Source organism: Sciscionella sediminilitoris (assembly GCF_000737195.2).
GTDB lineage: Bacteria > Actinomycetota > Actinomycetes > Mycobacteriales > Pseudonocardiaceae > Sciscionella > Sciscionella sediminilitoris.
Genome location: NZ_JALM01000013.1, coordinates 82,841 through 104,528, shown reverse-complemented (window position 1 = coordinate 104,528; position 21,688 = coordinate 82,841). Strand labels below are relative to the sequence as shown.

Here is a 21,688-nt window from a genome sequence, read left to right as displayed (position 1 = left end):
GCGGAATTCGGCATGTCGTCAGGGACAACCGTCAGTGACGTCGACGCGGTCGTGCTCGTCGGCGGCAAGGGCACCCGGTTGCGGCCGCTCACCCTCGCCACTCCGAAACCGATGCTGCCGACCGCGGGGGTGCCGTTCCTGCGTCATCTGCTCTCCCGCATCGCCGCGGCCGGGGTGCGCCACGTGGTGCTCGGCACCTCCTACAAGGCCGAGGTGTTCACCGAGTACTTCGGCGACGGCGAGGAACTGGGGATCGAGCTGGAGTACGTGGTCGAGTCCGAGCCGCTGGACACCGCGGGCGCGATCCGTAATGTCGCCGATCGCTTGCGGCACAAGGATGTACTCGTGTTCAACGGGGACATTCTCTCCGGGGTCGATCCGCGCGCGGTGCTCGCCACGCACCGGGAGAATTCCGCGGACGCCACGCTGCACCTGGTGAAGGTGCACGATCCGCGCCCGTTCGGTTGCGTGCCGACCGATGACGAAGGCTGGGTGACCGCGTTCCTGGAGAAGTCCGCCGATCCGCCCACCGATCAGATCAACGCGGGCTGTTACGCGTTCCGCCGCGAGGTGATCGAGGACATCCCGGCGGGGCGGCGGGTCTCGGTGGAGCGTGAGACCTTTCCCGGACTGCTCGCCGCGGGTGCCCGGGTGCACGGCCACGTGGATTCCTCCTACTGGCTGGATCTGGGCACCCCCTCGGCCTTCGTGCAGGGCGCGGTGGACCTGGCTACCGGGCTCGCCCCGTCCGCGGCGCTGCCCTCCGCGCCGGGCGAGGCGATCCTGCTCGAGGATGCGGTGGTGTACGGCACGGTCACCGGGGGCTCCACGATCGGGGCACGCACCGAGATCGGCGCCGAGGCCCAGGTGACCGCTTCGGTGGTGTTCGACGACGCCCAGGTCGGCGCCGGGGCGCTGGTGCGCCGTTCGGTGATCGGCGCGGGCGCGCGGATCGGCACCGGCGCGGTGCTCGACGGGGCGGTCATCGGGGACGGTGCCGAGGTGGGCCCGAACTGCGAACTGCTCTGCGGGGCGCGGGTGTGGCCGGGCGTGCAGCTTCCGGAAACGGGGATCCGGTTCTCCAGTGACGAGTGAGCGCCGCTGGCGGCCGGGGTACCCGCTCGATGTGCACGCGGTGCTCGCCCCGCTGCGCAGGGGTTCCGGGGACCCGGCGTTCCGCACCGAGCGGACCGGTGCGGTGCTGCTCGCCCGCAACACCCCGCAGGGCCCCGCGCTGCAGCGGATCGCGCAGGCCGGCGGGGAGATCGCGGTACGGGCGAGCGGGCCGGGCGCGGACTGGTGCCTGGAGACCGTGCCCGCGCTGCTCGGCTCCGGCGATGACGATTCGGCGTTCACCGCGCACCACGGTCCGGTCGCCGAGGCGCGGAAACGGTTGCCCGGGCTGCGGCTCGGCGCGACCGGGCACCTCTGGGATGTGCTGCTCGCCGCGATCCTCGAGCAGCTGGTGACCGGGCACGAGGCGCGCCGTTCCTGGCGGGAACTCGCCCGCGGGCACGGCACCCCGCTCGGCGAGGGGATGCACACCGCCCCCGCCCCGGCGACCGTGCGCGGGCTGCGCGACTGGGAATGGCACCGCTGCGGGGTGGACGGGGCGCGGCGGCGCGCCATCCAGCGGGCCGCCGTGGTCGCCGACCGGCTGGAGCAGGCGGTGCGGCTGCGCGGCGAACCCGGGAGGGCGCTGCTGTGCAAGGTCCCCGGGATCGGGGTGTGGACCGCGGCCGAGGTCGCCCAGCGCGCCTGGGGCGATCCGGACGCGGTGAGCTTCGGGGACTTCCACATTCCGAGCGTGGTCGGGCACGCCCTGCTCGGGCACGATCTGGACGACGACGGTCTCGCCGAACTACTCGAACCGTATGCCCCGCAGCGTCATCGCGTGGTGCGTTACCTCGAGGCCGCGGGCTGGCAACGCCCCCGCTTCGGCCCGCGCAGTCCGGCGCGCGACTACCGTGATCGCTGATGGACATCGAATACCGGTGGCGGGACACGGTCACCGACCCCGAACTCGTGGAACTGACCCGCGCGCACGGCGGGAATACCGAACCCGGCTGGTGGGACCGGATCCGCCCGCACAGCCTCGGCTGGGTGAGCGCGCGCACCGGTCAGGGACGGCTCGTCGGTTTCGTGAACGTGGCCTGGGACGGCGGTGATCACGCCTTCCTGCTGGACACCAAGACCCATCCGGAGCACCAGCGGCAGGGCATCGGCACCGCGCTGTGCGGGCACGCGGCCCGGGGCGCGCACCGGGCCGGCTGCGAGTGGCTGCACGTGGACTTCCGCCCCGAACTCGCCCCGTTCTACTTCGACTCCTGCGGGTTCACCTCGACGAGCGCGGGGCTGATCGATCTGACCCAGTTCCGGGTGTGAGTTCCGCGCAAAGCACAATGGGCCGGATGGAGGAACAAACCGAGCACGTCGCGTTCGATGAGATCGGCGAGCGCTACGACGAAGCATTCACCCAGCGCTCGGCTCAGATCGCGGCGGGGGCCTGGCTCACCGACCGCACTGGTCCTCGCTCCCGGGTGCTCGACCTCGGCTGCGGCAGCGGCTGGCCGACCGCGCAGCAGCTCGCCGAGGGCGGTCTGGACATCGTCGGCGTGGACACCTCCGAACGCATGCTGGAGAAGGCCCGCGAACGGGTCCCCTCCGGTGAGTTCGTGCACGCCGATATGCGCGAACTGCCCGAGGACATCGGCCGCTTCGACGCGGTGACCGCCTTCTTCTCCCTGCTCATGCTGCCGCGCGCGGACATCGACCGGGTGCTGGCCACGGTGCGCTCGCTGCTGCACCCCGGCGCCCCGTTCGCACTCGGCATGGTGGACGGCGACCTGGACGACACCCCTGGCGAGTTCTTCGGGGTCCAGGTCCGGTTCAGCGCCTACCCCGAGGACGAACTGATCGCCGTGGTGCGCCGGGCCGGGTTCACCGTGGAAACCGTGCAGCGCCAGGAGATCGAGCTCACCCCCGGCGAGTTCGAGGACCAGCTGTACCTGTACGCGGTCGCCGAATGATGCACGTGTGTTTCGTGTGCACCGGCAACATCTGCCGGTCCCCGATGGCCGAGTCGGTGCTGCGCGCGAAGCTCTCCGAGGAGGGCATCGAGGACGTCACGGTCAGCAGCGCGGGCATCGGGCCCTGGCACGCGGGTGAACCGATGGACGAGCGCGCCGCGGCCGTGCTCGCCGAGGCCGGATACGACAACGAGCACCGGGCGGCGCAGGTCAACCCGAACCACATCGAGGCCGATCTGCTGCTCGCCATGGATTCCGGGCACCGCCGCGCCCTGCTGCGCGCCGCCGATCCGGACCGGGTGCGGCTGTTCCGCAGCTTCGACCCGCTTGCCGAGGATCCCGAGCCCGAGGTGCCCGATCCCTACTACGGCGGCGAACACGGGTTCACCGAACTGCTCGCGTGCATCGAGCGCTGCATGCCAGGCTTGCTGGGGTGGATCAGGACGGCGTGAACATCCAGGCCCTGCTCGGTGAGCGGTACGCGAACGGGCGCGGGGCGGGCGAGCTGCGGCTGCCCGACGGGCGGCTCGCGGTCGCGAAACGGGCGCACGCGCGCGGGGCGAGCCTGGTCGAGGCCGCCGGGCTGGACTGGCTGCGTTCCTCGGGAACGGTCCGGGTGCCCGAGGTGTACGCGGCCGACGAGCAGTGGCTGCTCACCGAGCGGATCGCGGAAGGTTCGGCCGGCGCACCGGCGGAGTTCGGCGCGGCACTGGCCGGGCTGCACGCCAGCGGGGCACCCGCGTTCGGCGCGGTGGCCAGTGCCCAGGAACTCGGCGGGTGGATCGGCACCGCCCCGCTGCCGCTCGCGGAATCCGATTCCTGGCCGCGGTGGTACGCCGAGCACCGGGTGCTGTACTACCTGCGCCTGGCCGTGGACCAGGGCAGCATCGACGCCGAGGGGGCCCGGCTGATCGAACGGGTGGCCGAGCGGCTTCCCGAGCTCGGCGGCCCGCCCGAACCTCCCGCCCGGCTGCACGGGGACCTGTGGAACGGCAATGTGCTCTGGGACGGCGCCGGGCAGGCCTGGCTGATCGACCCGAGCGCGCACGGCGGGCACCGGGAGGCCGACCTGGCGATGCTGGCCCTGTTCGGCTGCCCGCGGCTGCCCGAGATCCTGGACGGGTACACCGATCGGTGGCCGCTCGCGGACGGCTGGCGCGAGCGGATCCCGCTGCACCAGTTGTTCCCGCTGCTCGTGCACACCGTGCTGTTCGGCGGCGGGTACGCCGGATCGGCCCGCAGGGCGGCACTGGCCGCACTGCGAATCGGCTGAGGGGCTACCGTGAAAGGGTGCGGTTGCGGTTTCTGCTTCGCCCCGGATGGCTGGCCACGGTACTCGGTGTACTCGTGTTCGCCGGCGCGTGCTTCTGGATCCTCTCCCCGTGGCAGTTCGGCCGCAATTCCGAGCGGGAACAGCAGAACTCCGCAATCACCAGGGCACTCGACTCCGATCCGGTGGCGCTGAGCTCGCTGCACGGGGACCCGCAGAGCAACGCCTGGCGCGCGGTCACCGTGCGCGGGCACTACCTGCCCGGTAAGGAGGTGCTGGCCAGGCTGCGTTCGGTGGACGGGAATCCCGCCTACGAGGTGCTCACCCCGTTCCGCCCGGACGGCGGCGCCCCGCTGCTGATCAACCGCGGCTACGTCAAGCAGGAGAACGGCAAACCCCCGGCCTACCCGGCCGCTCCCGGTGGCGCGGTCACGGTCACCGCGCGGGTGCATCCGGACGAGACCGGGGAACGCAGCGGGCAGACCATGCGCGCGGACGGGCGCACCCAGGTCTACGCGGTCAACTCGGGCACCGTCGGCAAGGCCACCGGGGTCGCGCTGCGCTCCGGTTCCTACACGCTCACCGAGGGCCAGCCGGGGGCGCTCGGCGTGATCCCGCTCCCCCAGCGCGATTCCGGGCCGTTCCTCTCCTACGCACTGCAGTGGATCGCGTTCGGCGTGATGGCCCTGCTCGGGCTCGGCTACTTCACCTGGCGCGAGCTCAAACCGGGCGGCGCGCTCTCCCCCGAGCGGCGGGCCCAGCGCGCACACGACGGTCAGCGCGGACAGGGCCCCCAGCGCGGCCGTCCGCACGGGCGCAAGGCGGTTGCCGCCGCGATCGCCGAGGAGGAGCGCGCCGAGGAGCTGTCCTCGCGCTGAGTCAGCGGGCGCGCCCGCCGATGGCGAGCCCGAGCAGCCCGCACAGCGCCGCGGCGGCCCAGCCGGTCACCCTCGACAGTTCCACCGCGCGGGTCACGTGCCCGGCATCCGGATTGCGGCCGTCCCCGAGGACCGGGCGGTCCTCCACGCCGTGCCGGTACACGGTGCGCCCGCCGAGCCGGATCTGCAACGCCCCGGCGAAGGCGGCCTCGACCTGGCCCGCGTTCGGGCTCGGGTGCGCGCCCGCGTCCAGGCGCCAGGCGCGCAACGCCGAGGCCGAGGAACCGCCGACCACCGGGGCGCAGAACCCGGTCAGCGCGGCGGCGAGCCGGGCCGGGATCAGGTTCGCCACATCATCCGCGCGGGCGGCGACCATGCCGAATCGCCGGTAGCGCTCGCTGCGGTGCCCGATCATCGCGTCCAGGGTGTTCACCGCGCGGTAGGCGAGCAGCCCGGGAATCCCGGCGACCGCGCCCCAGAACAGCGGGGCCACCACGGCATCGGAGGTGTTCTCGGCGACCGATTCCACGGTGGCACGGGCGAGTTCGGTGCCGTCCAGCAGCTCCGGATCGCGCCCGCACAGGTGCGGCAGCCGGGCGCGGGCGGCCTCGATCTCCCCCGCATCGAGCGAGCGGCCCATGGCGGTGCCCTCGGCGGCGAGTGTGGAACCGCCGACCGTGGCCCAGGTGGCCGCCGCGGTGCCGAGCACGCGCAGCAGCGGATGCCGCTTCCCCAGCCGTTCGGCGAGCAGGCCGATCCCGGCGACCCCGCCGACGAGCACCAGCGTGTGCACCGCGCCGGGCAGCACGCTGTCCCGGTAGGTCAGCCGCTCGGTCTTCGCCGCGGCCGTGCCGAACAGCGCGACCGGATGACCGCGCCGCGGATCCGCGAGCACCTCGTCCACGGCGACGCCGAGCACGATCCCGAACGCACGCGCCATGCCCACAGCAAATCCTCGCCTCGTCTAGCCGCAATCCTGATCGCGCGCAGCCTACCCGGGAGATGATCAGCACCCATCCGGCGCTCTCGATGTGAAAGTTAACAACGAAGCTGGGAAAAGCTCAGGTCACCGGGACCCGGATCACGTCCGTGCGTTCCCCGAGCGCGTCCAGGATCGCCTCGTCCACCTCGCCCGCGATGAGCACGTGGTCGAAGTCCGCGACCGGGGTGAACCGGTGCAGGGCGGTCCTTCCCACCTTGCTCCCGTCCATGAGCAGGACCTTCAACGAGGCCGATGCCATCAGTGCGCGCTTGACCAGGACGATCTCCTGCTCCTGGTGGAAGGTCATCGACTCGGTCATCGCGGAGGTGGACTGGAACATCACGTCCAGGGAGAGCCGCCCGATCGCCTCCTGACAGGAGAGCCCGATGAACGAGTCGTGGGTGCGCGAGTACTCCCCGCCGAGGCCGAGCAGCCGTACATCCTCGGCCTCGCGGAACACCTCGATCGCGCGCAGGTAGTTCGTGGCGACGGTGAGCGGGCCGATGTCCACGAGCAGCCTGGCGAGCGCGAGCACGGTCGTGGAATCGTCCAGGATCACCGACATTCCCGGGTGCACGAACCGCAGCGCGGCCCTGGCCAGCGCCTCCTTCTCCCGGACCGCGGCGTGCATCCGGAAATCCGAACTGCTCTCGAAAACCGTGGAGGGCTGCGCGGAAACCCCGCCGTGGTACTTGCGCAGCACCCCGCGCCCGACGAGCTCGTCGATATCGCGGTGCACCGTCATCAGGCTCACCGCGGTGAGCCCGGCCAGATCCGCGGCGGAGGCGAACCCGTTGCTGACGACGTGGTCCACGATGGTGCGCTGGCGCGACTGCCGTGCCGTCTGGCGTGACTTCCCACTCATGCGGCCATCGTGCACCATCCGGGCGCCGACATCCGCCATTATCGGGATTATTAACACCCAAAACGTGACTATTAACGTCGACAGAGTTATATTCGACGTGCCGGGTAGGGTCGGATTTGACCGGAGGAGTACATGTCCAACGCCAGTCCCCCGTCGACCGCGACCGCGGTCGTCTTCGACATGGACGGGGTGATCGTGGAGAGCGAACACCTCTGGGAGGAACTGTGGACGGCGTTCGCCGCCGAACGCGGGGCGGACTGGGGCAGCGAACAGACCAGGGCGGTACAGGGCATGAGCGCCCCGGAATGGGCGCGCTACCTCGCCGACTTCGCCGGGACGGGGGAATCCGCGGAGGCCACCGAGAAAGCCGTGGTCGACGGCATGGTCCGGGCACTGGAGCAGGGCCGGATCGATCCGCTCGACGGGGCACCCGAGATGGTGCGCGAGGTCAGCGCCCGTGCCCCGATCGCGATGGCCTCCTCCGCGCCGCGCCGGGTGATCGACGCGGTGCTCGCACACCACGGACTGCTCGGGCACTTCACCGCGACCGTGTCCAGCGCCGAGGTGCCGCGCGGGAAACCGAATCCGGACGTCTACCTGGCCGCGGCGCGCAAACTCGGCGCGGCCCCGGAGCGCTGCCTCGCGGTCGAGGACTCCAGCAACGGGCTGCGTGCCGCCGCTGCCGCGGGCATGCGCGTGGTCGCGCTGCCCAATCCCACCTATCCACCGGCCGCGGACGCGCTGGACAAAGCGGTGTTCGCCGCGAAGGACCTCTATCAGGTGCGCGAATACCTGTTGCGCGGGCTGAGCACGAAGGAGAACCGCTGATGGCCAAGATCCTCGCCGCGGGTGACGGGTTCGTCGCCCCGGAGCTGTTCGTCGACGCGCTGCGCGGCGAACAGACCGGGACCGAACTGGAGTTCCGCACCCTGCGCGCACCGTGGCCGCACGAACCGTTCGGCGCGGTCGGCACCGTGGACGAGGCCAGCGGATCCGAGCAGGAACTGATCGCCGCGCTCGACGGGGTCTCGGTCACGCTGACCCAGATGGCCCCGTTCACCGACACGGTGCTCGCCGCCGCACCGGAGCTGAAGTTCATCGGCGTGTGCCGGGGCGGCCCGGTGAACGTGGACCTCGCCGCGGCGACCGCCCGCGGGGTGCTCGTCGGGTTCGCCCCCGGCCGTAATGCCGCGGCCGCCGCGGAGTTCGCGATCGGGCTGATGCTCGCCGCGCTGCGCCGGATCCCGGCCAGCGACGGGGAACTCAAGCAGGGCACCTGGCGCGGGGACTACTACGCCTACCCGAACGCGGGCATCGAACTGGACCGGACCACGGTCGGCCTCGTCGGCTACGGCGCGATCGGGCGCATCGTGGCGCGGGTGCTGCGGGCTTTCGGATCCCGGGTGCTCGTCGCGGATCCGTACGCGGACGCGGCGGAGCTGCACACCGAGGGCGTCGAGCTGGTGGAGCTGGAAACCTTGCTGCGCAACAGTTCCGTGCTGAGCCTGCACGCGCGGCTCACCGAGGAGACCCGGCAGCTGATCGGGCGCGAACAGCTCGAACTACTCCCCGAGGGCGCGGTGCTGGTGAACTCGGCGCGCGGCGGACTGCTGGACTACGAGCCGCTCCCCGAACTGCTGCGCAGCGGAAAACTCGGCGCACTGGCCCTGGATGTGTACGACATCGAGCCACCGCCCGCCGACTGGCCGCTGCACTCGGCGCCGAACGTGATCACCACACCGCACCTGGCCGGGGCCACCCGGCAGACCGCGCACCGGGCCGCGCACATCGTCGCCCGCGATGCGGCCCGTTTCCTGCGCGGCGAGCGTCCGGAGCACCTCGCCAATCCGGACGTACTCGCCCGATGAGGGTTCGCGGCAAGGAGGCTGCGCGATGATCCTCGGCGTCGACATCGGAACGTCCGTGACGAAGGCGTTCCTGCTTGACCGCGCGGGGAAAGCGGTTGTCACGCACACCAAACCCAGCACGCTGAACGTGCTGGAGCACGGGCATGTGGAACAGGATTTCGAGGAGGTACTGACCAGCGCGGTCGAGGTGATCCGGGCGACCGCCGCCGAGGCCCCCGCTCCGGTCACCGCGCTCGCGCTGACCGGTCAGGGCGATGGACTCTGGCTGCGGGACGCCGACGGCGTGGCGGTCGGGCCCGCGATCTCCTGGCTGGACGGGCGGGCGAACCCGACCCTGGAACGCTGGCGCGCGGACGGCACGGTGCGCGCGGTGCACCGGCTGACCGGTTCCGGGATGTTCCCGGGCAGCGCGGGGCCGCTGCTGGCGCATCTCGCCGAGCACGAGCCCGAACGCCTGGAGCGCGCGGCCGTCGCCGGGTACTGCCTCGACTGGGTGGTGCAGCGGCTGACCGGCGCGGTGACCGTGGACGCCTCCGATGCCTCGCTGCCGTTCCTGCACGTGCCGAGCCGTTCCTATGCCACGGCGGCCATCGAGGCCTGCGGGCTCGGCGACCACCGGCGGCTGCTGGTCGATCCCGCCCCGCGCGGCACCCTGTTCTCGCTGACCAGGGAGGCTGCCGCGGCACTCGGGCTGCCCTCCGGGCTCCCGGTCTCCGCGGGCCCGTTCGACCTGCCCGCCTGCTCGCTCGGCGCCGGGGTGAACGCGCCGGGCGACGGGACCATCGTGGTCGGCACCACGCTCGGCGCCGAGGTACTGACCGACCGGGTGGACCTCGATCCGGACAGTGAACCCGCGGGCATGTGGATCGCGCTGCCGAGCCAGCCGAACGACGGACAGTATCTGCGCGCGATGCCCTCCATGGTCGGTACCGCGAGCCTGGACTGGGTGCTGCGCATGGTCGGCGCGAACACCGATGAACTCGACGCGCTGCTGGAGGCCAGCCCACCGGGTGCGAACGGGGTCTCGGCGCTGTCCTTCCTCTCCCCGGCTGGCGAACGCGCTCCCTTCGTGGCCCCCGCGGCGCGCGGCCAGTTCACCGGGCTGCGCATCGACACCACGCGCGCGGATCTGGTGCGCGCGCTGTGCGAGGGCCTCGCCTACGCGGCCCGGCACAGCATCGAGGCGGCCGGGCTCACCGGGGAGCTGTCCGCCTGCGGCGGCGGGATGCGCTCGCGGGCCTGGCGGCAGATCTTCGTGGATGTGCTCGGCAGGGAGGTGCACATCCCCAACGAGGCCGGGGTCGGCGCCCGGGGTGCCGCGCTCACCGCGTGGGACAGTGTCGGTGAACCGGTCGACCGAGAGATCTGGCGCGCCGACCGCACGGTGATCCGCCCGGACGAGCGGGCGACAACGTTCTACGCCTCGGGTTTCCGGCACTACCTGGACAGTGTCGAACACGCCAGGCCCACCTGGAAGGAGTCCTGAATGGACACGAGCGAACACATCGTCGCGGTGTGTCTGCGGATGCTCGAGGAGCGACTGGTCATCGGCACCTCGGGCAATGTCTCGGTGCGTGAGGGCGACCGCATCCACATCACCCCGACCGGGGTGGACTACCGCAGCCTGCGGCCCGGGGACATCCCGGTGGTGGACCCGCAAGGCGTGCAGCTGGCGGGAAAACTCGCGCCCACCAGTGAGCTTCCGCTGCATCTCGCGGTGTACGCGGCCCGTCCGGACGCCTCGGCGATCGTGCACACGCACGCGCTGCACGCCACCGCCGTTTCCACGCTGTGCGAGACGGTGCCCGCGATTCACTACATGCTCGCCACCAGCGGGAACCCGGTGCGCGTCGCCGAGTACGCGACCTACGGCACCGATGAGCTCGCCCGCAACGCGGTGCGCGCGCTCGAGGGTGCGAGTTCCGCGCTGCTGCGCAATCACGGCACCCTGAGCCTTGCCGGAGACCTGGAATCGGCCTACGGCAAGGCGAGCACCCTGGAGTGGTGCGCCCAGCTGTGGCTCACCGCGAAGGCCGCAGGTGAGCCGAATCTGCTCGAGGACAAGGAAATGACCGCCGTGGCCGAGAAGATCCGCGGTTACGGACAGCCAAAGGAGGCTTCGCAATGACCCGGTTGTACGACGATCCGGCGCGGTTCGCCGAGGACATGGTGCGCGGATTCGCCGAGGCGAACGCGAAATACGTGCGGCAGGTTCCCGGTGGCGTGGTGCGCGCGCAGCCCGGGGCCGACGGCAAGGTCGCGGTCATCACCGGCGGCGGCTCCGGGCACTACCCCGCGTTCTGCGGCGTGGTCGGCCCCGGTTTCGCCGACGGTTCGGTGATCGGCAACATCTTCACCTCGCCGTCCGCCGAGCAGGCCTACTCGGTAGCGCTCGAGGCCGAGTGCGGTGGCGGGGTGCTGTTCGCCTTCGGCAACTACGCGGGCGACAACATGAACTTCGGGCTCGCCGTGCAACGCCTCGAGGCCGAGGGGATCCCGGCGGCGAACATCGTGATCACCGACGACATCGCCAGCGCACCGGCCGCCGAACACGGGAAACGGCGCGGGATCGCGGGCGGGTTCACCGTGTTCAAACTGGCCAGCGGGGCGGCCGAGGCCGGGTACTCCTTCGAGGAGGTGCGCCGGGTCGCCGAGACCACGAACGCCCGCACCCGCAGCCTCGGGGTGGCCTTCGACGGGTGCACGATGCCCGGTCAGCAGGAGCCGCTGTTCACCGTTCCGGACGGGAAAATGGGTGTGGGCCTCGGAATCCACGGCGAGCCGGGCATTTCCGAGACGGAGTTGCCCTCGGCTGGCGAACTGGCGCAGCGGCTCGTGGACGGGGTGCTCGCGGAAGCCCCGCAGGGCGCGGGAAACCGGGTCGCGGTACTGCTGAACGGCTTGGGGCGCACCAAGTACGAGGAGCTGTTCGTGCTGTGGTCCCGGATGACCACGCTGTTCGCCGATGCCGGACTGGAGCTGGTCGAACCGGAGGTCGGTGAACTGGTCACCAGCCTGGACATGGCCGGCTGCTCGCTCACCGTGACCTGGCTGGACGAGGAACTCGAACGGTTCTGGTCCGCCGGAGTGGACACCCCGGCCTACCGCAAGGGAGTCGCGGTCGCCGCCTCCTCGGGGACCCATACGCACCGGCACGCGGCCGCCCGCAAGACCGAGCTCGCGGTCGCCCCGGAGGCCGGGCAGCGCTGCGCGCGCACGGTGGCCGCCGCGCTCGGTGCCCTCTCCGCCGCCATCGAACAGGCCAGCGAGGAACTGGGCAGGCTGGACGCGATCGCCGGGGACGGGGACCACGGCCGGGGCATGAGCAAGGGCGCCACCGCGGCTGATCAGGCCGCGCGCCGCACCGCGCAGGCGCACGCCGGTCCCGCGGATGTGCTCGCCGCTGCCGGGGACGCCTGGGCCGCGGACGCGGGCGGGACATCCGGGGTGCTCTGGGGTGCCGCGCTGCGCGCCTTCGGCACCGCGCTGCCCGCGGACCGCGCGGCGAGCACCGCGGATGTGGCCGCTGGGGCGGAAAAGGCGCTGGAAACACTCGTGAGCCTGGGCAAGGCCGAACTCGGGGACAAGACGATGCTGGACGCGGTCGACCCGTTCGTCACCGCGCTGCGCGAGGCGAGCGGGGACGATCCCGCGACCGCGTGGCGGAAGGCGGCGCGGGCGGCGACCGAGGCCGGTGCCGCGACCGCCTCGCTGTCCCCGAAGGTCGGCAGGGCGCGCCCGCTCGCCGAGCGCAGTGTCGGAACCCCGGATCCCGGGGCGGTTTCATTCGGTATCGCGGTCACCGCGATCGCGGAAGTATTGGAGGAGAAAGCATGACGGACAAGGCTTGGCGGATCGTCGTCGGCGGGGATGACGCCGGATTCGGGCTCAAGGAAACGCTCAAGGCGGATTTCGCGGCCGATCCCCGGGTCGCCGAGGTGACCGATGTCGGGGTGGGTGCCGAGGAGCACACCGACTACCCGCACATCGGCGTGGCCGCCGCGCGCCTGGTCGCCGAAGGGAAGGCCGACCGCGCGCTGCTGGTCTGCGGCACCGGGCTCGGAGTGGCGATCAGCGCGAACAAGGTGCCCGGGATCCGCGCGGTCACCGCGCACGATTCCTACTCGGTGCAGCGCTCGGTGCTGTCCAACAACGCCCAGGTGCTCTGCTTCGGGCAGCGGGTCATCGGGGTCGAGCTCGCCAGGATGCTGGCCGGTCAGTGGCTGGACTACACCTTCGACGAGACCTCGAATTCGGCCAAGAAGGTCGCCGCCATCGATTCCTACGATCTCGGCGACTCGTGATCTGGCTCGGTGTCGACCTCGGTACGCAGAGCGCGCGAGCGGTCGCCGTGGCCGAGGACGGCACCCAGCTCGCGGTCGGCTCGGCCGCGCTGCACGGTGACCGCGAAGGAGCCCGCCACGTGCAGGATCCCGCGCACTGGCGCGCGGGAGTGCGTACCGCGCTGCGGGCGCTCGCCGGGGAACTGAGCCCGGCACAGCGCTCGGCGATCGGCGGGATCGCGGTGGACAGCACATCCGGCACCTTCACGATCCTCGGCGCGGACGGGAATCCGCGCGGCCCCGGCCTGATGTACGACGACAACCGCGCGGCGGACCGGGTCGGTGCGGTGCGCGAGGCGGGATCGGCGCTGTGGGAGAAACTCGGCTACACCGCGAGCCCGAGCTGGGCGCTCACGAAACTGTCCGGGATCGTCCACACCGATCCGGATCTCCTTGCCGCACGGGGAAACCGGCTCGCCCACCAGGCCGATGTGGTCACCGCGATGCTCACCGGGAACCCGCGGGTGGCCACGGATTCCAGCCATGCCTTGAAATCCGGTTTCGACATCGTGCACCTGCGCTGGCCGGAGGCGCTGTTCGACCGGCTCGGTATCCCGGAGGCCGTATTGCCGGATGTGGTCACCCCGGGAACCCGGATCGGCGAGCTGTGCGCGAGCGAGGCCGACGAAACCGGCCTGCCACGGGGGATTCCGGTGTTCGCCGGGATGACCGATGGCTGCGCGTCCCAGCTCGGTTCCGGGGCGCTGGCCCCCGGGGACTGGAACAGCGTGCTCGGCACCACCCTGGTACTCAAGGGGGTCAGCACCGAACTGCGCGGCGAGCCGACCGGCGCCGTCTATTCGCATCGCGGTCCGGAGCCGGGAACCTGGCTGCCCGGCGGGGCGAGCGGGGCCGGGGCCGGTGTGCTCAGCGGACTGTTCGCCGGTGCGGAGCTGGATTCGCTGACCGCGCAAGCGGAATCGGCCGAACCGCTGGACTGCTATCCGCTCGCCGCGCAGGGCGAGCGGTTCCCGTTCATCGCCCCCGAGGCATACGGATTCGTTGGTGACCGCAGCCTCGGTGCGCAACCACTCGACGCGCGGGCGGTCGCCGAGTTCGGCGCGGCCCGGGTGTTCTCCTCGGTGCTGCACGCGGTCGCCTTCGCCGAACGGCTGTGTTTCGACCTGCTCGCCACCGCTGGCCTCCCGGTGCACGGCCGGGTGCGGATCGGCGGCGGTGGCACGAAGAACGAGTGGTGGAACCAGTTGCGTGCCGATGTGCTCGGGCGCAGGCTCGAACGCACGGTCAATACCGAGACCGCGGCCGGTATGGCCGTGCTCGCGGCCTGGGCCGCCGGGGACCGGGGCCTCGCCGAGGTGGCCGAGACCATGAGCGGGGTGGCCCGCGTCTACGAGCCCGGCGGCACCCGTCATGATGATCAGTACGCGGCATTCCGCGCGGCACTGCAGAACCGAGGATGGCTCCGATCATGACCACGTTCACCTTCGTACGACACGGGGAAACCGTGTGGCACAAGGAAAACCGCTACGCGGGCGGCACCGATATCGACCTGACCGAGCTCGGCGAAGCGCAGGCCGGGAAGCTGGCCGCCTGGTCCGCGAACGCCGGGCTGGACGCGATCGTGGTCACCGACCTGCGACGCTCCCAGCTGACCGCGGCACCTTCGGCCGAGGCGACCGGGCTGGTGCCGCGTGTCGAACCGCGGCTGCGCGAGATCTCCTTCGGGTCCGGCGAAGGACTGACCAAGGCGGAAATGCTCGAACGGTTCCCCGAGGATGTACGCCGGTTCCACGCCGCACCGGCGACGAATCCGCTCCCCGGCGGGGAACCCGGGGCGCGGGTGATCGCCCGCGCGCTGCCCGCGATCCGCGAACTGGTGCACGAGTTCCCGGACGGGCACCTGCTCGTGGTCGGGCACTCCACCACGAACCGCCTGCTGCTGTGCGAATTCCTCGGCATCGCCCCGGATCGCTACCGCGAGCTGTTCCCCGAGATGCGCAATGTGGCCCGCACGACCCTGCGCGTCAGCCGGGACTCGATCGCGCTGCTCGAGTTCAACGCCGAGGTGTGAGCGGCCCGCCGAGTGCCGAGCGGATCCTCGTGTACGGGGTGACCGGCAGCGGGAAAAGCACCACCGCGCACCGCATCGCCACGGCGACCGGGCTGCCGCTGACCCTGGTCGACGAACTGACCTGGGAACCCGGCTGGGTTCCGGTCGACACGGCGAGCCAGCGCGAACGCATCCGCGCGGTCGTCTCCGGCCGGCGGTGGGTGCTCGACAATGCCTACGGGAAATGGGCGGATCTCGTACTCGACCGCGTGGACCTGATCGTCTGCCTGGACTTCCCGCGGCTGGTCTCCCTGGGGCGGCTGGTGCGCAGAACGGTGCGCCGCATCCGCACCAGGGAGTTCGTCTGCAATCAGAACGTCGAGACGGTCGGCACCATGCTGAGCCCGGACTCCATCCTGGTCTGGCATTTCCGCTCGTTCGGCCGCAAACGCCGCCGGATGCGCACCTGGGCCGCCGCGCAGGACGGTCCCGAGGTGCTGCTGTTCCGTTCCACCCGTGAACTCGAGGCCTGGCTCAGACGGTGGTGACGACGTCCTCGTAGGACAGTCGCGGCAGCCTGCCGAACCAGGCGTCCTCCCCCGGCTTGCCGATGTTGATCGCGACCAGCGGGTGCTGGGTTCCGCCGGGGAAGAACTCCTCGGCGATTCCGGCCCCGTCGAATCCGGTCATCGGGCCCGCGGCGAGCCCGGCCGCACGCACCCCGATGATGAAGTAGGCCACCTGCAGGGAGGCGTTCAGCTTCGCGTTGGTGTGCCGGAGGTCTTCGTTGCCGGCGAAGAGGTTCTTGGCGTCCGGGTTGTGCGGGAAGACCTCGGGCAGCCGTTCGTGGAATTCGGTGTCCGCGGCGAGCAGCGCGGTCAGCGGGGCGCGCTCGGTCTTGGCCCGGTTGCCCTCCATCAGGTGCGGCAGCAGGCGCTGCCGTGCTTCCTCGCTGCGCACCAGCACCACCCGGAGCGGCTGCTGGTTCATCGAGGTCGGGCCCCACTTGACGAGGTCGTAGATCGCGCGCAGCTGCTCCTCGCTCACCGGTTCCTCGGTGAACGTGTTCGCCGTGCGTGCCTCACGGAACAGCAGGTCCTGAACCTCGGCGGGAATCGAGAGCAGCTCGGTTGCGGTCGTCATCGGGTGTCTCCTTCTCACTCGGCTTTGCCCACCCGTGCAACGTAGTTGAGCGTTCAACGATTCCGCGAGGCGGGTTTCCACCGACGTGGCACCCGTCACAACCTCAGCGAGCCTCAGCCTGCCTGCGCCCAGGAGCGCAACATCGAGGCGGCGATGGAGGAATTGCCCGGCATCATGAGGCCGTCCACGACCTCGCCACGCGCCTCGATCGCCGCGCGCAGCGTGTCCCGGGACACCCAGCGCGCCTCGGCGATCTCCCCGTCCGCGGGCCGCAGCGGCGCGGACCGGTCGGCGACGGCGGTGAACCCGAGCATCAGCGAGCGCGGGAACGGCCAGGGCTGACTGCCGAGGTAGCGCACCGCATCCACCTCGATGCCCACTTCCTCGCAGATCTCCCGGTGCACACAGGCTTCGAGTGCTTCGCCCGCCTCGACGAACCCGGCGAGCACCGAGAAGAAGGTCTCCGGCCAGCTCGGCTGGCGCGCGAGCAGCACGTGCTGGCCGTTCTCGCCCTCGCCGTCGTGCACGAGGCAGATCACCGCCGGATCGGTGCGCGGATAGTCCTCGATCTCGCAGTGCGCACACCAGCTCGCCCAGCCGGAGCGGATGATCCGCACGGGATTACCGCAACGCGTGCAGAATCGCGTGCTCCGCTGCCAGTTCAGGGTGGCGACCGCGGTGACGAACAGCCCGGCGCCGGTGTCGTCCAGCAAGGCCCCGCCAAGCCTGAGATCGGTGTGCCGCGCGTCCTCGGGAAGTTCGGCGCGCACCGCCCAGTAGGCGAGCTCGTCCTGCTCACCGAGCAGCACCGCGCCATCCGGGGGCAGCTCGCCGAGTTCCTTGGCCGGCTGGAAAACCAGGGCGCCACCGTCCTCGGTGACCTGCGCACGCCCCTTCTCGTCGACACCGAGCACGAGCGCGTCCGCCCAGCCGGAGCGCAGCCGCTGCACGTCGTCGCGCAACGGTTCCGTCCTGTCCACAGTGGACCGCGAAAGCCTCGGCAGTCCGTCGAGGGCGAACTTCACGGGATCACCACACCGCCGAGCACGCGCAGCTTCGCCGACAGCAGCTCGGCATCGCCGACGACCACGCCGGTGAACCTGGACGGGGCGAAGAACTCCGCGGCCGCCTCGGCGATCTGCTCCCGGGTGACCGCCTCGAGCCTGGCCTGGTGCCCGGAAAGCCACTCCACGCCGAGCCCGACCGCCACCAGCGCGGCCAGCTGGCTGGCCAGCCCGGCCTGTGAGGAACGCGCGGTCAGCAGCGAACCGATGGCGTACTGGCGAACGGATTCGGTCTCCGCCTCGCTCGGTTCCACGATCGCCAGGCGCGCGAGCTCGTACCGGGTCTCGAGCAGGGCGGCCGCGGTGACCTCGCTCGCGGTGTCCGCGCCGACCAGCACCGAGCAGCCCGCCGGGGTGAACTCGAGCCTGCTGCTCGCCCCGTAGGTGTAGCCCTTGTCCTCGCGGATGTTCTCCACCAGCCGGGAGGAGAAGTACCCGCCGTAGATCATGTTCGCCAGCTGCAGCGCGGCATAGCGCTCATCGGTGCGCGCGATTCCCTGTGCGGCAAGGCGAATCTGCGACTGCACCGCGCCGTCCCGGTGCACCAGCGCGGTATCGCCGCCGGTGAGTTCCGGAAGCGGCGGCATCTCCTGCGCGGTCTGCTCCCCGGTCCAGCCGCCGAGCGCCTGCGCGAGCCGCCCGGTCACCTCGGCCGGGTCGAAATCGCCGACCAGCACCAGGCTCGATCCGCGCGGCAGCACCGATTCCGCGTGCATGGCGCGAACGTCCTCGCCGGTGACGGCGGTGACGTCCGAGGCCTGCGGAACCTCGAGCGCGTACGGGTGATCGGCGTAGCGGTGCCGTTGCAGCGCGGCGCGGGCGATGATGCTCGGCTGGGACCAGGCGACCGAGAGCCGTTCCACCAGCCGGGCCCGCTCATTGTCCACTTCGGACGGAACATAGCTCGCCGAGGTGAGCGCGTCGGCGAGTACCTCGAGCAGTCTGTCCAGCCCCTCGGCCAGGCAGCTGCCCTCGATGAGCAGTTTCTCCGGGTCCACGACCGCGTCGAGCTCGCCGCCGACCAGCGCCAGATCGGTGTCCATGGCGATCCGGTCCCGGTTGCTCGTCCCGGTCAGGATCGTGCCGGCCAGCACCTCGGCGCGCGCGGCGTAGGCGGGGTCGCCGGTGCTCGCCCCGCGCTTGGCGAACGGGATGCGCAGTCGCAGCTCCACCAGCGGCACCCCGCGCGAGGCCACCGCGAGTACCCGCAATCCGTTCGGCAGCACCGTGTCCACGTGTTCGAGCTCGGCGGCGGGCGGCTGGACGCCGAGCGGGGGAAGCTCGCGCGGTCCGCGCTCGGTGCTCGCGATCTCCGCTGCGGTTCGGGTCACTGCTGTCCTCCTGGGGTCACGGTCTGCACGGCGCGGGCCGTGGTTCGTTTCGCGGCGGCCGCCTCGGCGACCTGGTTCGCGGTCACGGCGCCGATGCGCTCGGGCAGTTCGGCGACGAGTTCGGCGCTCCCGTGCAGCAGCTCGGTGGCACCGTAGTCCAGCGCGCGGGAGACCAGCCGGTCGTGGTTGCCGTGCAGCGCGGCGGCCCAGCGGGCGGACACCCGGGCCAGTTCGGTCTCGTCCGGGCCGGTCTCGGCGAGGCGCTCCAGTTCCTCGTCCACGACCGCGAGCACCTTCTCGCTGGCCACCTCGTCGGTGTGGATCGCGGTGAGCACGAAGGTGTCCGGATCACGGGAATCCAGCGGGGCGCCCATCAGCCCGCAGCGCGCGTTCACCTCCACCACCAGCGGTTCGGTGTGCACCATCCGCTGCTGCAGCCGCGAGGCATCGCCCTCGGTGAGCACCGCGCCGAGCACGTGACTGGCGAGGTAGCCGTCCAGGTCGTTCACCGGGTCGGGCAGCCGGTACCCGACCGCGAGGGCGGGAAGCGGGGCGTGCGCGTCGACCACGTTCCCGGTGCGCTGGCTCTCGGGTGCCGGCTCGCCGAAGTCCGGGCGGACCGGGCGCGGGCGGGCCGGAACATCGCCGAAGTGCTTCTCCACCAAGGCGATCGCGGTGTCCACATCGAACTCTCCGGCGATGGTGAGCACCGCGTTCGACGGGGCGTAGTAGGTGTCGAAGAAGGAGGCGCAGTCTTCGACGGTCGCGCTCTCCAGTTCGGAGAAGTCGCCGTAACCGTTGTGCGCGTTCGGGAACGTCTGGTAGAGCACCGGTGGCAGGGTGATCCACGGGAACCCGCCGTAGGGCCGGTTGAGCACGTTGAGCCGGATCTCCTCCTTGACCACGTCGACCTGGTTGCGCAGGTTCTCCTCGGTGATCCGGGGCGCGCGCATCCGGTCCGCCTCGAGGAAGAGGGCTCGTTCCAGCGCGGCTGAGGGCAGCACCTCGAAGTAGTCGGTGTAGTCCGGGTGCGTGGATCCGTTGAACGAGCCACCCGACCCCTGCACATGCCGGAAATGCGCGAGTTTCTCCAGCGATTCGCTTCCCTGGAACATCAGGTGCTCGAACAGGTGCGCGAACCCGGTCCGGCCCTCGGGTTCGGAGCGGAAACCGACGTCGTAGTGCACGCTCACCGCGACGAGGCCGAGCCCGCTGTCCGGGGCGAGCAGCACCCGAAGGCCGTTCGAACACGTGAACCGATGGATGTCCGGGCTGATCATGCTCCCCACAGTAGCCGCAGGCGCGCGGGCTCGTCGTGACCCGGTCCACACCGGGCGCGAAGCCTCAGAGCGCGTGCGGGCGCCGGACGACCGGGCTGAATCCGATGAACAACCCACCGCAGATCCCGGCGAGCGCGAGGCCGACGAACGAGAGCCGCTTGGAACCCGCTCCACTGCCCGCGCTGTTCGCCAGGCTGGCGTACTGCTCGCCGGGCCCGGGGAGCACGACCCGCACCTGCTGGCCGACCTCGCTCCCGCAGCCGTCGAGCTTGGCATTGTGCGACTCGCCGGAGACCGTGTAGCTGACCGTGTCGTGCGGATCCGCTCCGGTGCACTGCGCGCTCGACTTGACCGTCGCGTCCACGGCGTTCTGCTGCCCGGCAGCGGTGTCTCCGCCGAGCACACTCGGGAGCAGCCACAGCACCAGCGCGGCGAAGCCGACGCCGAGTACGGCGGCGATCGCGATCGGGAGCAGCCGGGTCCTGCGCGAGCTTGTCACCCTTCGATACTGACAGATTCACCGGCGCATCGCTGCCCGTTGAGCATCCGATCACTCGGTAGCGGGGGTCACCTTTCGCACGTACAACAGTCGGTCACCCCGTTCGATGGTGTCCGCCTCCGGCGCGTCCACCCGATAGAGTCGGCCGCCGCGCACCACGCCGAGCACCAGGTCGGGCAGATGCCGCGGTGACCCGCCGATCTCGGCGCGCTCCACATCCCGTTCCGCGATGGCCAGGCCCGCGTCCGGGGTGAGCAGGTCCTCGACCATGTCGACCACGTTCGGTGTGGAGGTCGCCATGCCGAGCAGCCGCCCCGCGGTCTCGCTGGACACCACGACCGAATCGGCGCCCGACTGGCGCAGCAGGTGCACGTTCTCGGTTTCCCTGATGGACGCGGCGATCTGTGCCTTGGGGGCGAGTTCGCGCGCGGTGAGCGTGACGAGCACGGCGGTGTCGTCCCTGCTCGGCGCGACGACGATGGCCCGTGCCCGGTTGGTACCGGCAACCCGGAGCACATCGGAACGGGTTCCCGAGCCGTGCACGGTCACGCAGCCGAGCCCGGACGCGGCCTCCAATGCCCACTGGTCGGTGTCCACGACGACCACCTGGCCCGGATCGGTGCCCTCGCCGAGCAGCGCACCGACCGCCGAGCGGCCCTTGGTCCCGTAGCCGATGACCACCACATGGTCGCGCACCTTGGTCCTCCAACGCTGAATGCGGAATACCTGCCTGGAACGTTCGGTGAGCACGGAAAGTGTCGTACCGACCAGGACCACCAGGAACAGCACCCGCAGCGGGGTGACCAGCACGATGTTCACCAGCCGGGCGGTCGCGGTGACCGGTGTGATGTCCCCGTATCCGGTCGTGGAGAGCGAGACGGTCGCGTAGTAGAGGCAGTCCAGCCAGGACAGCGGTCCCGGCTTGGACGAGTCCCGGTAGCCGTCCCGGTCGACGTAGACGATCACCACCGCCGCGGCGAGCGCGAGCAGTGCCCACAGCACCCGCCTGCCGATCGACCGGACCGGGCTGACCTTGATCTCCGGCATCGTCACGACACCCACGAGCGAGTGGTCCGGCTGATCGGACAGTTCCTCGCGCGAACGCAGTTTGGTGAAGATGCCGCC

General features: G+C 71.1%; 24 protein-coding genes. 16 read left to right on the top strand and 8 right to left on the bottom strand.

Features of this window, described 5'->3' with window-relative positions; all coding sequences use genetic code 11:
• Positions 1–12: 12 nt before the first annotated feature.
• Genes manB through AD72_RS06295 form a run of 7 tightly spaced genes read left to right on the top strand, consistent with a single transcriptional unit; the run spans position 13 to position 5,177 of the window.
• Positions 13–1,095 carry a mannose-1-phosphate guanylyltransferase gene (manB, locus tag AD72_RS06325; protein WP_031465456.1) on the top strand — a complete coding sequence of 361 codons (1,083 nt, stop codon included), beginning with the start codon at positions 13–15 and terminating at the stop codon, positions 1,093–1,095.
• Entirely contained in the window at positions 1,085–1,978 is an 894-nt protein-coding gene (locus tag AD72_RS06320) for a DNA-3-methyladenine glycosylase family protein (protein ID WP_031465455.1), read from the top strand. Before manB ends, AD72_RS06320 begins: the two co-directional genes overlap by 11 nt.
• Positions 1,978–2,385, top strand: coding sequence for a GNAT family N-acetyltransferase (locus AD72_RS06315; RefSeq protein WP_031465454.1), 408 nt, complete (start codon positions 1,978–1,980; stop codon positions 2,383–2,385). The genes AD72_RS06320 and AD72_RS06315 overlap by 1 nt, the downstream gene beginning before the upstream one ends.
• Before the next feature lie 26 nt (positions 2,386–2,411).
• Complete coding sequence (locus tag AD72_RS06310; protein WP_231644744.1) at positions 2,412–3,029, top strand: class I SAM-dependent DNA methyltransferase; 618 nt, start codon at positions 2,412–2,414, stop codon at positions 3,027–3,029.
• Complete coding sequence (locus AD72_RS06305) at positions 3,026–3,481, top strand: low molecular weight protein-tyrosine-phosphatase (RefSeq protein WP_197284888.1); 456 nt, start codon at positions 3,026–3,028, stop codon at positions 3,479–3,481. The genes AD72_RS06310 and AD72_RS06305 overlap by 4 nt, the downstream gene beginning before the upstream one ends.
• A complete protein-coding gene (locus AD72_RS06300; protein ID WP_031465451.1) occupies positions 3,463–4,302 on the top strand; it encodes a fructosamine kinase family protein in 840 nt (279 codons plus the stop codon). The genes AD72_RS06305 and AD72_RS06300 overlap by 19 nt, the downstream gene beginning before the upstream one ends.
• A 17-nt stretch (positions 4,303–4,319) precedes the next feature.
• Positions 4,320–5,177 carry an SURF1 family cytochrome oxidase biogenesis protein gene (locus AD72_RS06295; protein WP_051898054.1) on the top strand — a complete coding sequence of 286 codons (858 nt, stop codon included), beginning with the start codon at positions 4,320–4,322 and terminating at the stop codon, positions 5,175–5,177.
• A 1-nt stretch (position 5,178) separates the two neighbouring features.
• On the opposite strand, the gene AD72_RS06290 is transcribed toward AD72_RS06295, so the two are convergent.
• Positions 5,179–6,117, bottom strand: a complete 939-nt coding sequence (locus tag AD72_RS06290; protein WP_031465449.1) for a cobalamin biosynthesis protein — start codon at positions 6,115–6,117, stop codon at positions 5,179–5,181.
• 121 nt (positions 6,118–6,238) lie between these two features.
• A complete protein-coding gene (locus tag AD72_RS06285; RefSeq protein ID WP_031465448.1) occupies positions 6,239–7,024 on the bottom strand; it encodes a DeoR/GlpR family DNA-binding transcription regulator in 786 nt (261 codons plus the stop codon).
• 132 nt (positions 7,025–7,156) lie between these two features.
• Between AD72_RS06285 and AD72_RS06280 the strand changes: the two genes are divergently transcribed.
• Genes AD72_RS06280 through AD72_RS06240 form a run of 9 tightly spaced genes read left to right on the top strand, consistent with a single transcriptional unit; the run spans position 7,157 to position 15,794 of the window.
• On the top strand, positions 7,157–7,852 hold the full coding sequence (locus tag AD72_RS06280) for an HAD family hydrolase (protein WP_031465447.1): 696 nt from the start codon (positions 7,157–7,159) through the stop codon (positions 7,850–7,852).
• On the top strand, positions 7,852–8,892 hold the full coding sequence (locus AD72_RS06275) for a 2-hydroxyacid dehydrogenase (protein WP_031465446.1): 1,041 nt from the start codon (positions 7,852–7,854) through the stop codon (positions 8,890–8,892). Before AD72_RS06280 ends, AD72_RS06275 begins: the two co-directional genes overlap by 1 nt.
• A gap of 25 nt (positions 8,893–8,917) precedes the next feature.
• Entirely contained in the window at positions 8,918–10,378 is a 1,461-nt protein-coding gene (locus tag AD72_RS06270) for an FGGY-family carbohydrate kinase (RefSeq protein WP_031465445.1), read from the top strand.
• The gene (locus AD72_RS06265) at positions 10,379–11,020 is read left to right on the top strand and encodes a class II aldolase/adducin family protein (RefSeq protein WP_031465444.1); all 642 of its coding nucleotides are present in this window, start codon (positions 10,379–10,381) and stop codon (positions 11,018–11,020) included. It abuts the gene before it with no gap.
• Entirely contained in the window at positions 11,017–12,729 is a 1,713-nt protein-coding gene (locus AD72_RS06260) for a dihydroxyacetone kinase family protein (RefSeq protein ID WP_031465443.1), read from the top strand. The genes AD72_RS06265 and AD72_RS06260 overlap by 4 nt, the downstream gene beginning before the upstream one ends.
• Positions 12,726–13,196, top strand: a complete 471-nt coding sequence (locus AD72_RS06255) for a ribose-5-phosphate isomerase (RefSeq protein WP_031465442.1) — start codon at positions 12,726–12,728, stop codon at positions 13,194–13,196. The genes AD72_RS06260 and AD72_RS06255 overlap by 4 nt, the downstream gene beginning before the upstream one ends.
• Complete coding sequence (locus AD72_RS06250; protein WP_051898049.1) at positions 13,193–14,668, top strand: FGGY-family carbohydrate kinase; 1,476 nt, start codon at positions 13,193–13,195, stop codon at positions 14,666–14,668. Before AD72_RS06255 ends, AD72_RS06250 begins: the two co-directional genes overlap by 4 nt.
• The gene (locus AD72_RS06245; RefSeq protein WP_031465440.1) at positions 14,665–15,267 is read left to right on the top strand and encodes a histidine phosphatase family protein; all 603 of its coding nucleotides are present in this window, start codon (positions 14,665–14,667) and stop codon (positions 15,265–15,267) included. The genes AD72_RS06250 and AD72_RS06245 overlap by 4 nt, the downstream gene beginning before the upstream one ends.
• Positions 15,264–15,794 (top strand): P-loop NTPase family protein, encoded by a 531-nt coding sequence (locus AD72_RS06240; protein ID WP_031465439.1) that lies wholly within the window; start codon positions 15,264–15,266, stop codon positions 15,792–15,794. Before AD72_RS06245 ends, AD72_RS06240 begins: the two co-directional genes overlap by 4 nt.
• Here the strand turns inward: AD72_RS06240 and AD72_RS06235 are convergent.
• The 6 genes from AD72_RS06235 to AD72_RS06210 all read right to left on the bottom strand — a co-directional run bounded on the left by AD72_RS06235 (position 15,781) and on the right by AD72_RS06210 (position 21,610).
• The gene (locus AD72_RS06235; RefSeq protein ID WP_031465438.1) at positions 15,781–16,389 is read right to left on the bottom strand and encodes a malonic semialdehyde reductase; all 609 of its coding nucleotides are present in this window, start codon (positions 16,387–16,389) and stop codon (positions 15,781–15,783) included. The genes AD72_RS06240 and AD72_RS06235 overlap by 14 nt on opposite strands.
• Before the next feature lie 113 nt (positions 16,390–16,502).
• A complete protein-coding gene (gene nudC / locus AD72_RS06230) occupies positions 16,503–17,414 on the bottom strand; it encodes an NAD(+) diphosphatase (RefSeq protein WP_031465437.1) in 912 nt (303 codons plus the stop codon).
• The gene (locus AD72_RS06225; protein WP_031465436.1) at positions 17,411–18,784 is read right to left on the bottom strand and encodes a M16 family metallopeptidase; all 1,374 of its coding nucleotides are present in this window, start codon (positions 18,782–18,784) and stop codon (positions 17,411–17,413) included. Before AD72_RS06225 ends, nudC begins: the two co-directional genes overlap by 4 nt.
• Positions 18,781–20,064 (bottom strand): M16 family metallopeptidase, encoded by a 1,284-nt coding sequence (locus tag AD72_RS06220; RefSeq protein WP_031465435.1) that lies wholly within the window; start codon positions 20,062–20,064, stop codon positions 18,781–18,783. The genes AD72_RS06225 and AD72_RS06220 overlap by 4 nt, the downstream gene beginning before the upstream one ends.
• 64 nt (positions 20,065–20,128) lie before the next feature.
• Positions 20,129–20,563: a hypothetical protein gene (locus tag AD72_RS06215; RefSeq protein ID WP_031465434.1), complete on the bottom strand. Its 435-nt coding sequence runs from the start codon at positions 20,561–20,563 to the stop codon at positions 20,129–20,131.
• A 51-nt stretch (positions 20,564–20,614) separates the two neighbouring features.
• Complete coding sequence (locus AD72_RS06210) at positions 20,615–21,610, bottom strand: potassium channel family protein (protein ID WP_231644747.1); 996 nt, start codon at positions 21,608–21,610, stop codon at positions 20,615–20,617.
• Positions 21,611–21,688: the final 78 nt, after the last annotated feature.

Coding starts and splice junctions, on each gene's coding strand:
- AD72_RS06265 (WP_031465444.1), top strand. CDS start 10,379: ATGGACACGAGCGAACACATCGTCGCGGTGTGTCTGCGGATGCTCGAG.
- AD72_RS06280 (WP_031465447.1), top strand. CDS start 7,157: ATGTCCAACGCCAGTCCCCCGTCGACCGCGACCGCGGTCGTCTTCGAC.
- AD72_RS06260 (WP_031465443.1), top strand. CDS start 11,017: ATGACCCGGTTGTACGACGATCCGGCGCGGTTCGCCGAGGACATGGTG.
- AD72_RS06285 (WP_031465448.1), bottom strand. CDS start 7,024: ATGAGTGGGAAGTCACGCCAGACGGCACGGCAGTCGCGCCAGCGCACC.
- AD72_RS06255 (WP_031465442.1), top strand. CDS start 12,726: ATGACGGACAAGGCTTGGCGGATCGTCGTCGGCGGGGATGACGCCGGA.
- AD72_RS06305 (WP_197284888.1), top strand. CDS start 3,026: ATGATGCACGTGTGTTTCGTGTGCACCGGCAACATCTGCCGGTCCCCG.
- AD72_RS06310 (WP_231644744.1), top strand. CDS start 2,412: ATGGAGGAACAAACCGAGCACGTCGCGTTCGATGAGATCGGCGAGCGC.
- AD72_RS06270 (WP_031465445.1), top strand. CDS start 8,918: ATGATCCTCGGCGTCGACATCGGAACGTCCGTGACGAAGGCGTTCCTG.
- AD72_RS06220 (WP_031465435.1), bottom strand. CDS start 20,064: ATGATCAGCCCGGACATCCATCGGTTCACGTGTTCGAACGGCCTTCGG.
- AD72_RS06290 (WP_031465449.1), bottom strand. CDS start 6,117: ATGGCGCGTGCGTTCGGGATCGTGCTCGGCGTCGCCGTGGACGAGGTG.
- AD72_RS06315 (WP_031465454.1), top strand. CDS start 1,978: ATGGACATCGAATACCGGTGGCGGGACACGGTCACCGACCCCGAACTC.
- manB (WP_031465456.1), top strand. CDS start 13: ATGTCGTCAGGGACAACCGTCAGTGACGTCGACGCGGTCGTGCTCGTC.
- AD72_RS06245 (WP_031465440.1), top strand. CDS start 14,665: ATGACCACGTTCACCTTCGTACGACACGGGGAAACCGTGTGGCACAAG.
- AD72_RS06235 (WP_031465438.1), bottom strand. CDS start 16,389: ATGACGACCGCAACCGAGCTGCTCTCGATTCCCGCCGAGGTTCAGGAC.
- AD72_RS06210 (WP_231644747.1), bottom strand. CDS start 21,610: ATGCCGGAGATCAAGGTCAGCCCGGTCCGGTCGATCGGCAGGCGGGTG.
- AD72_RS06275 (WP_031465446.1), top strand. CDS start 7,852: ATGGCCAAGATCCTCGCCGCGGGTGACGGGTTCGTCGCCCCGGAGCTG.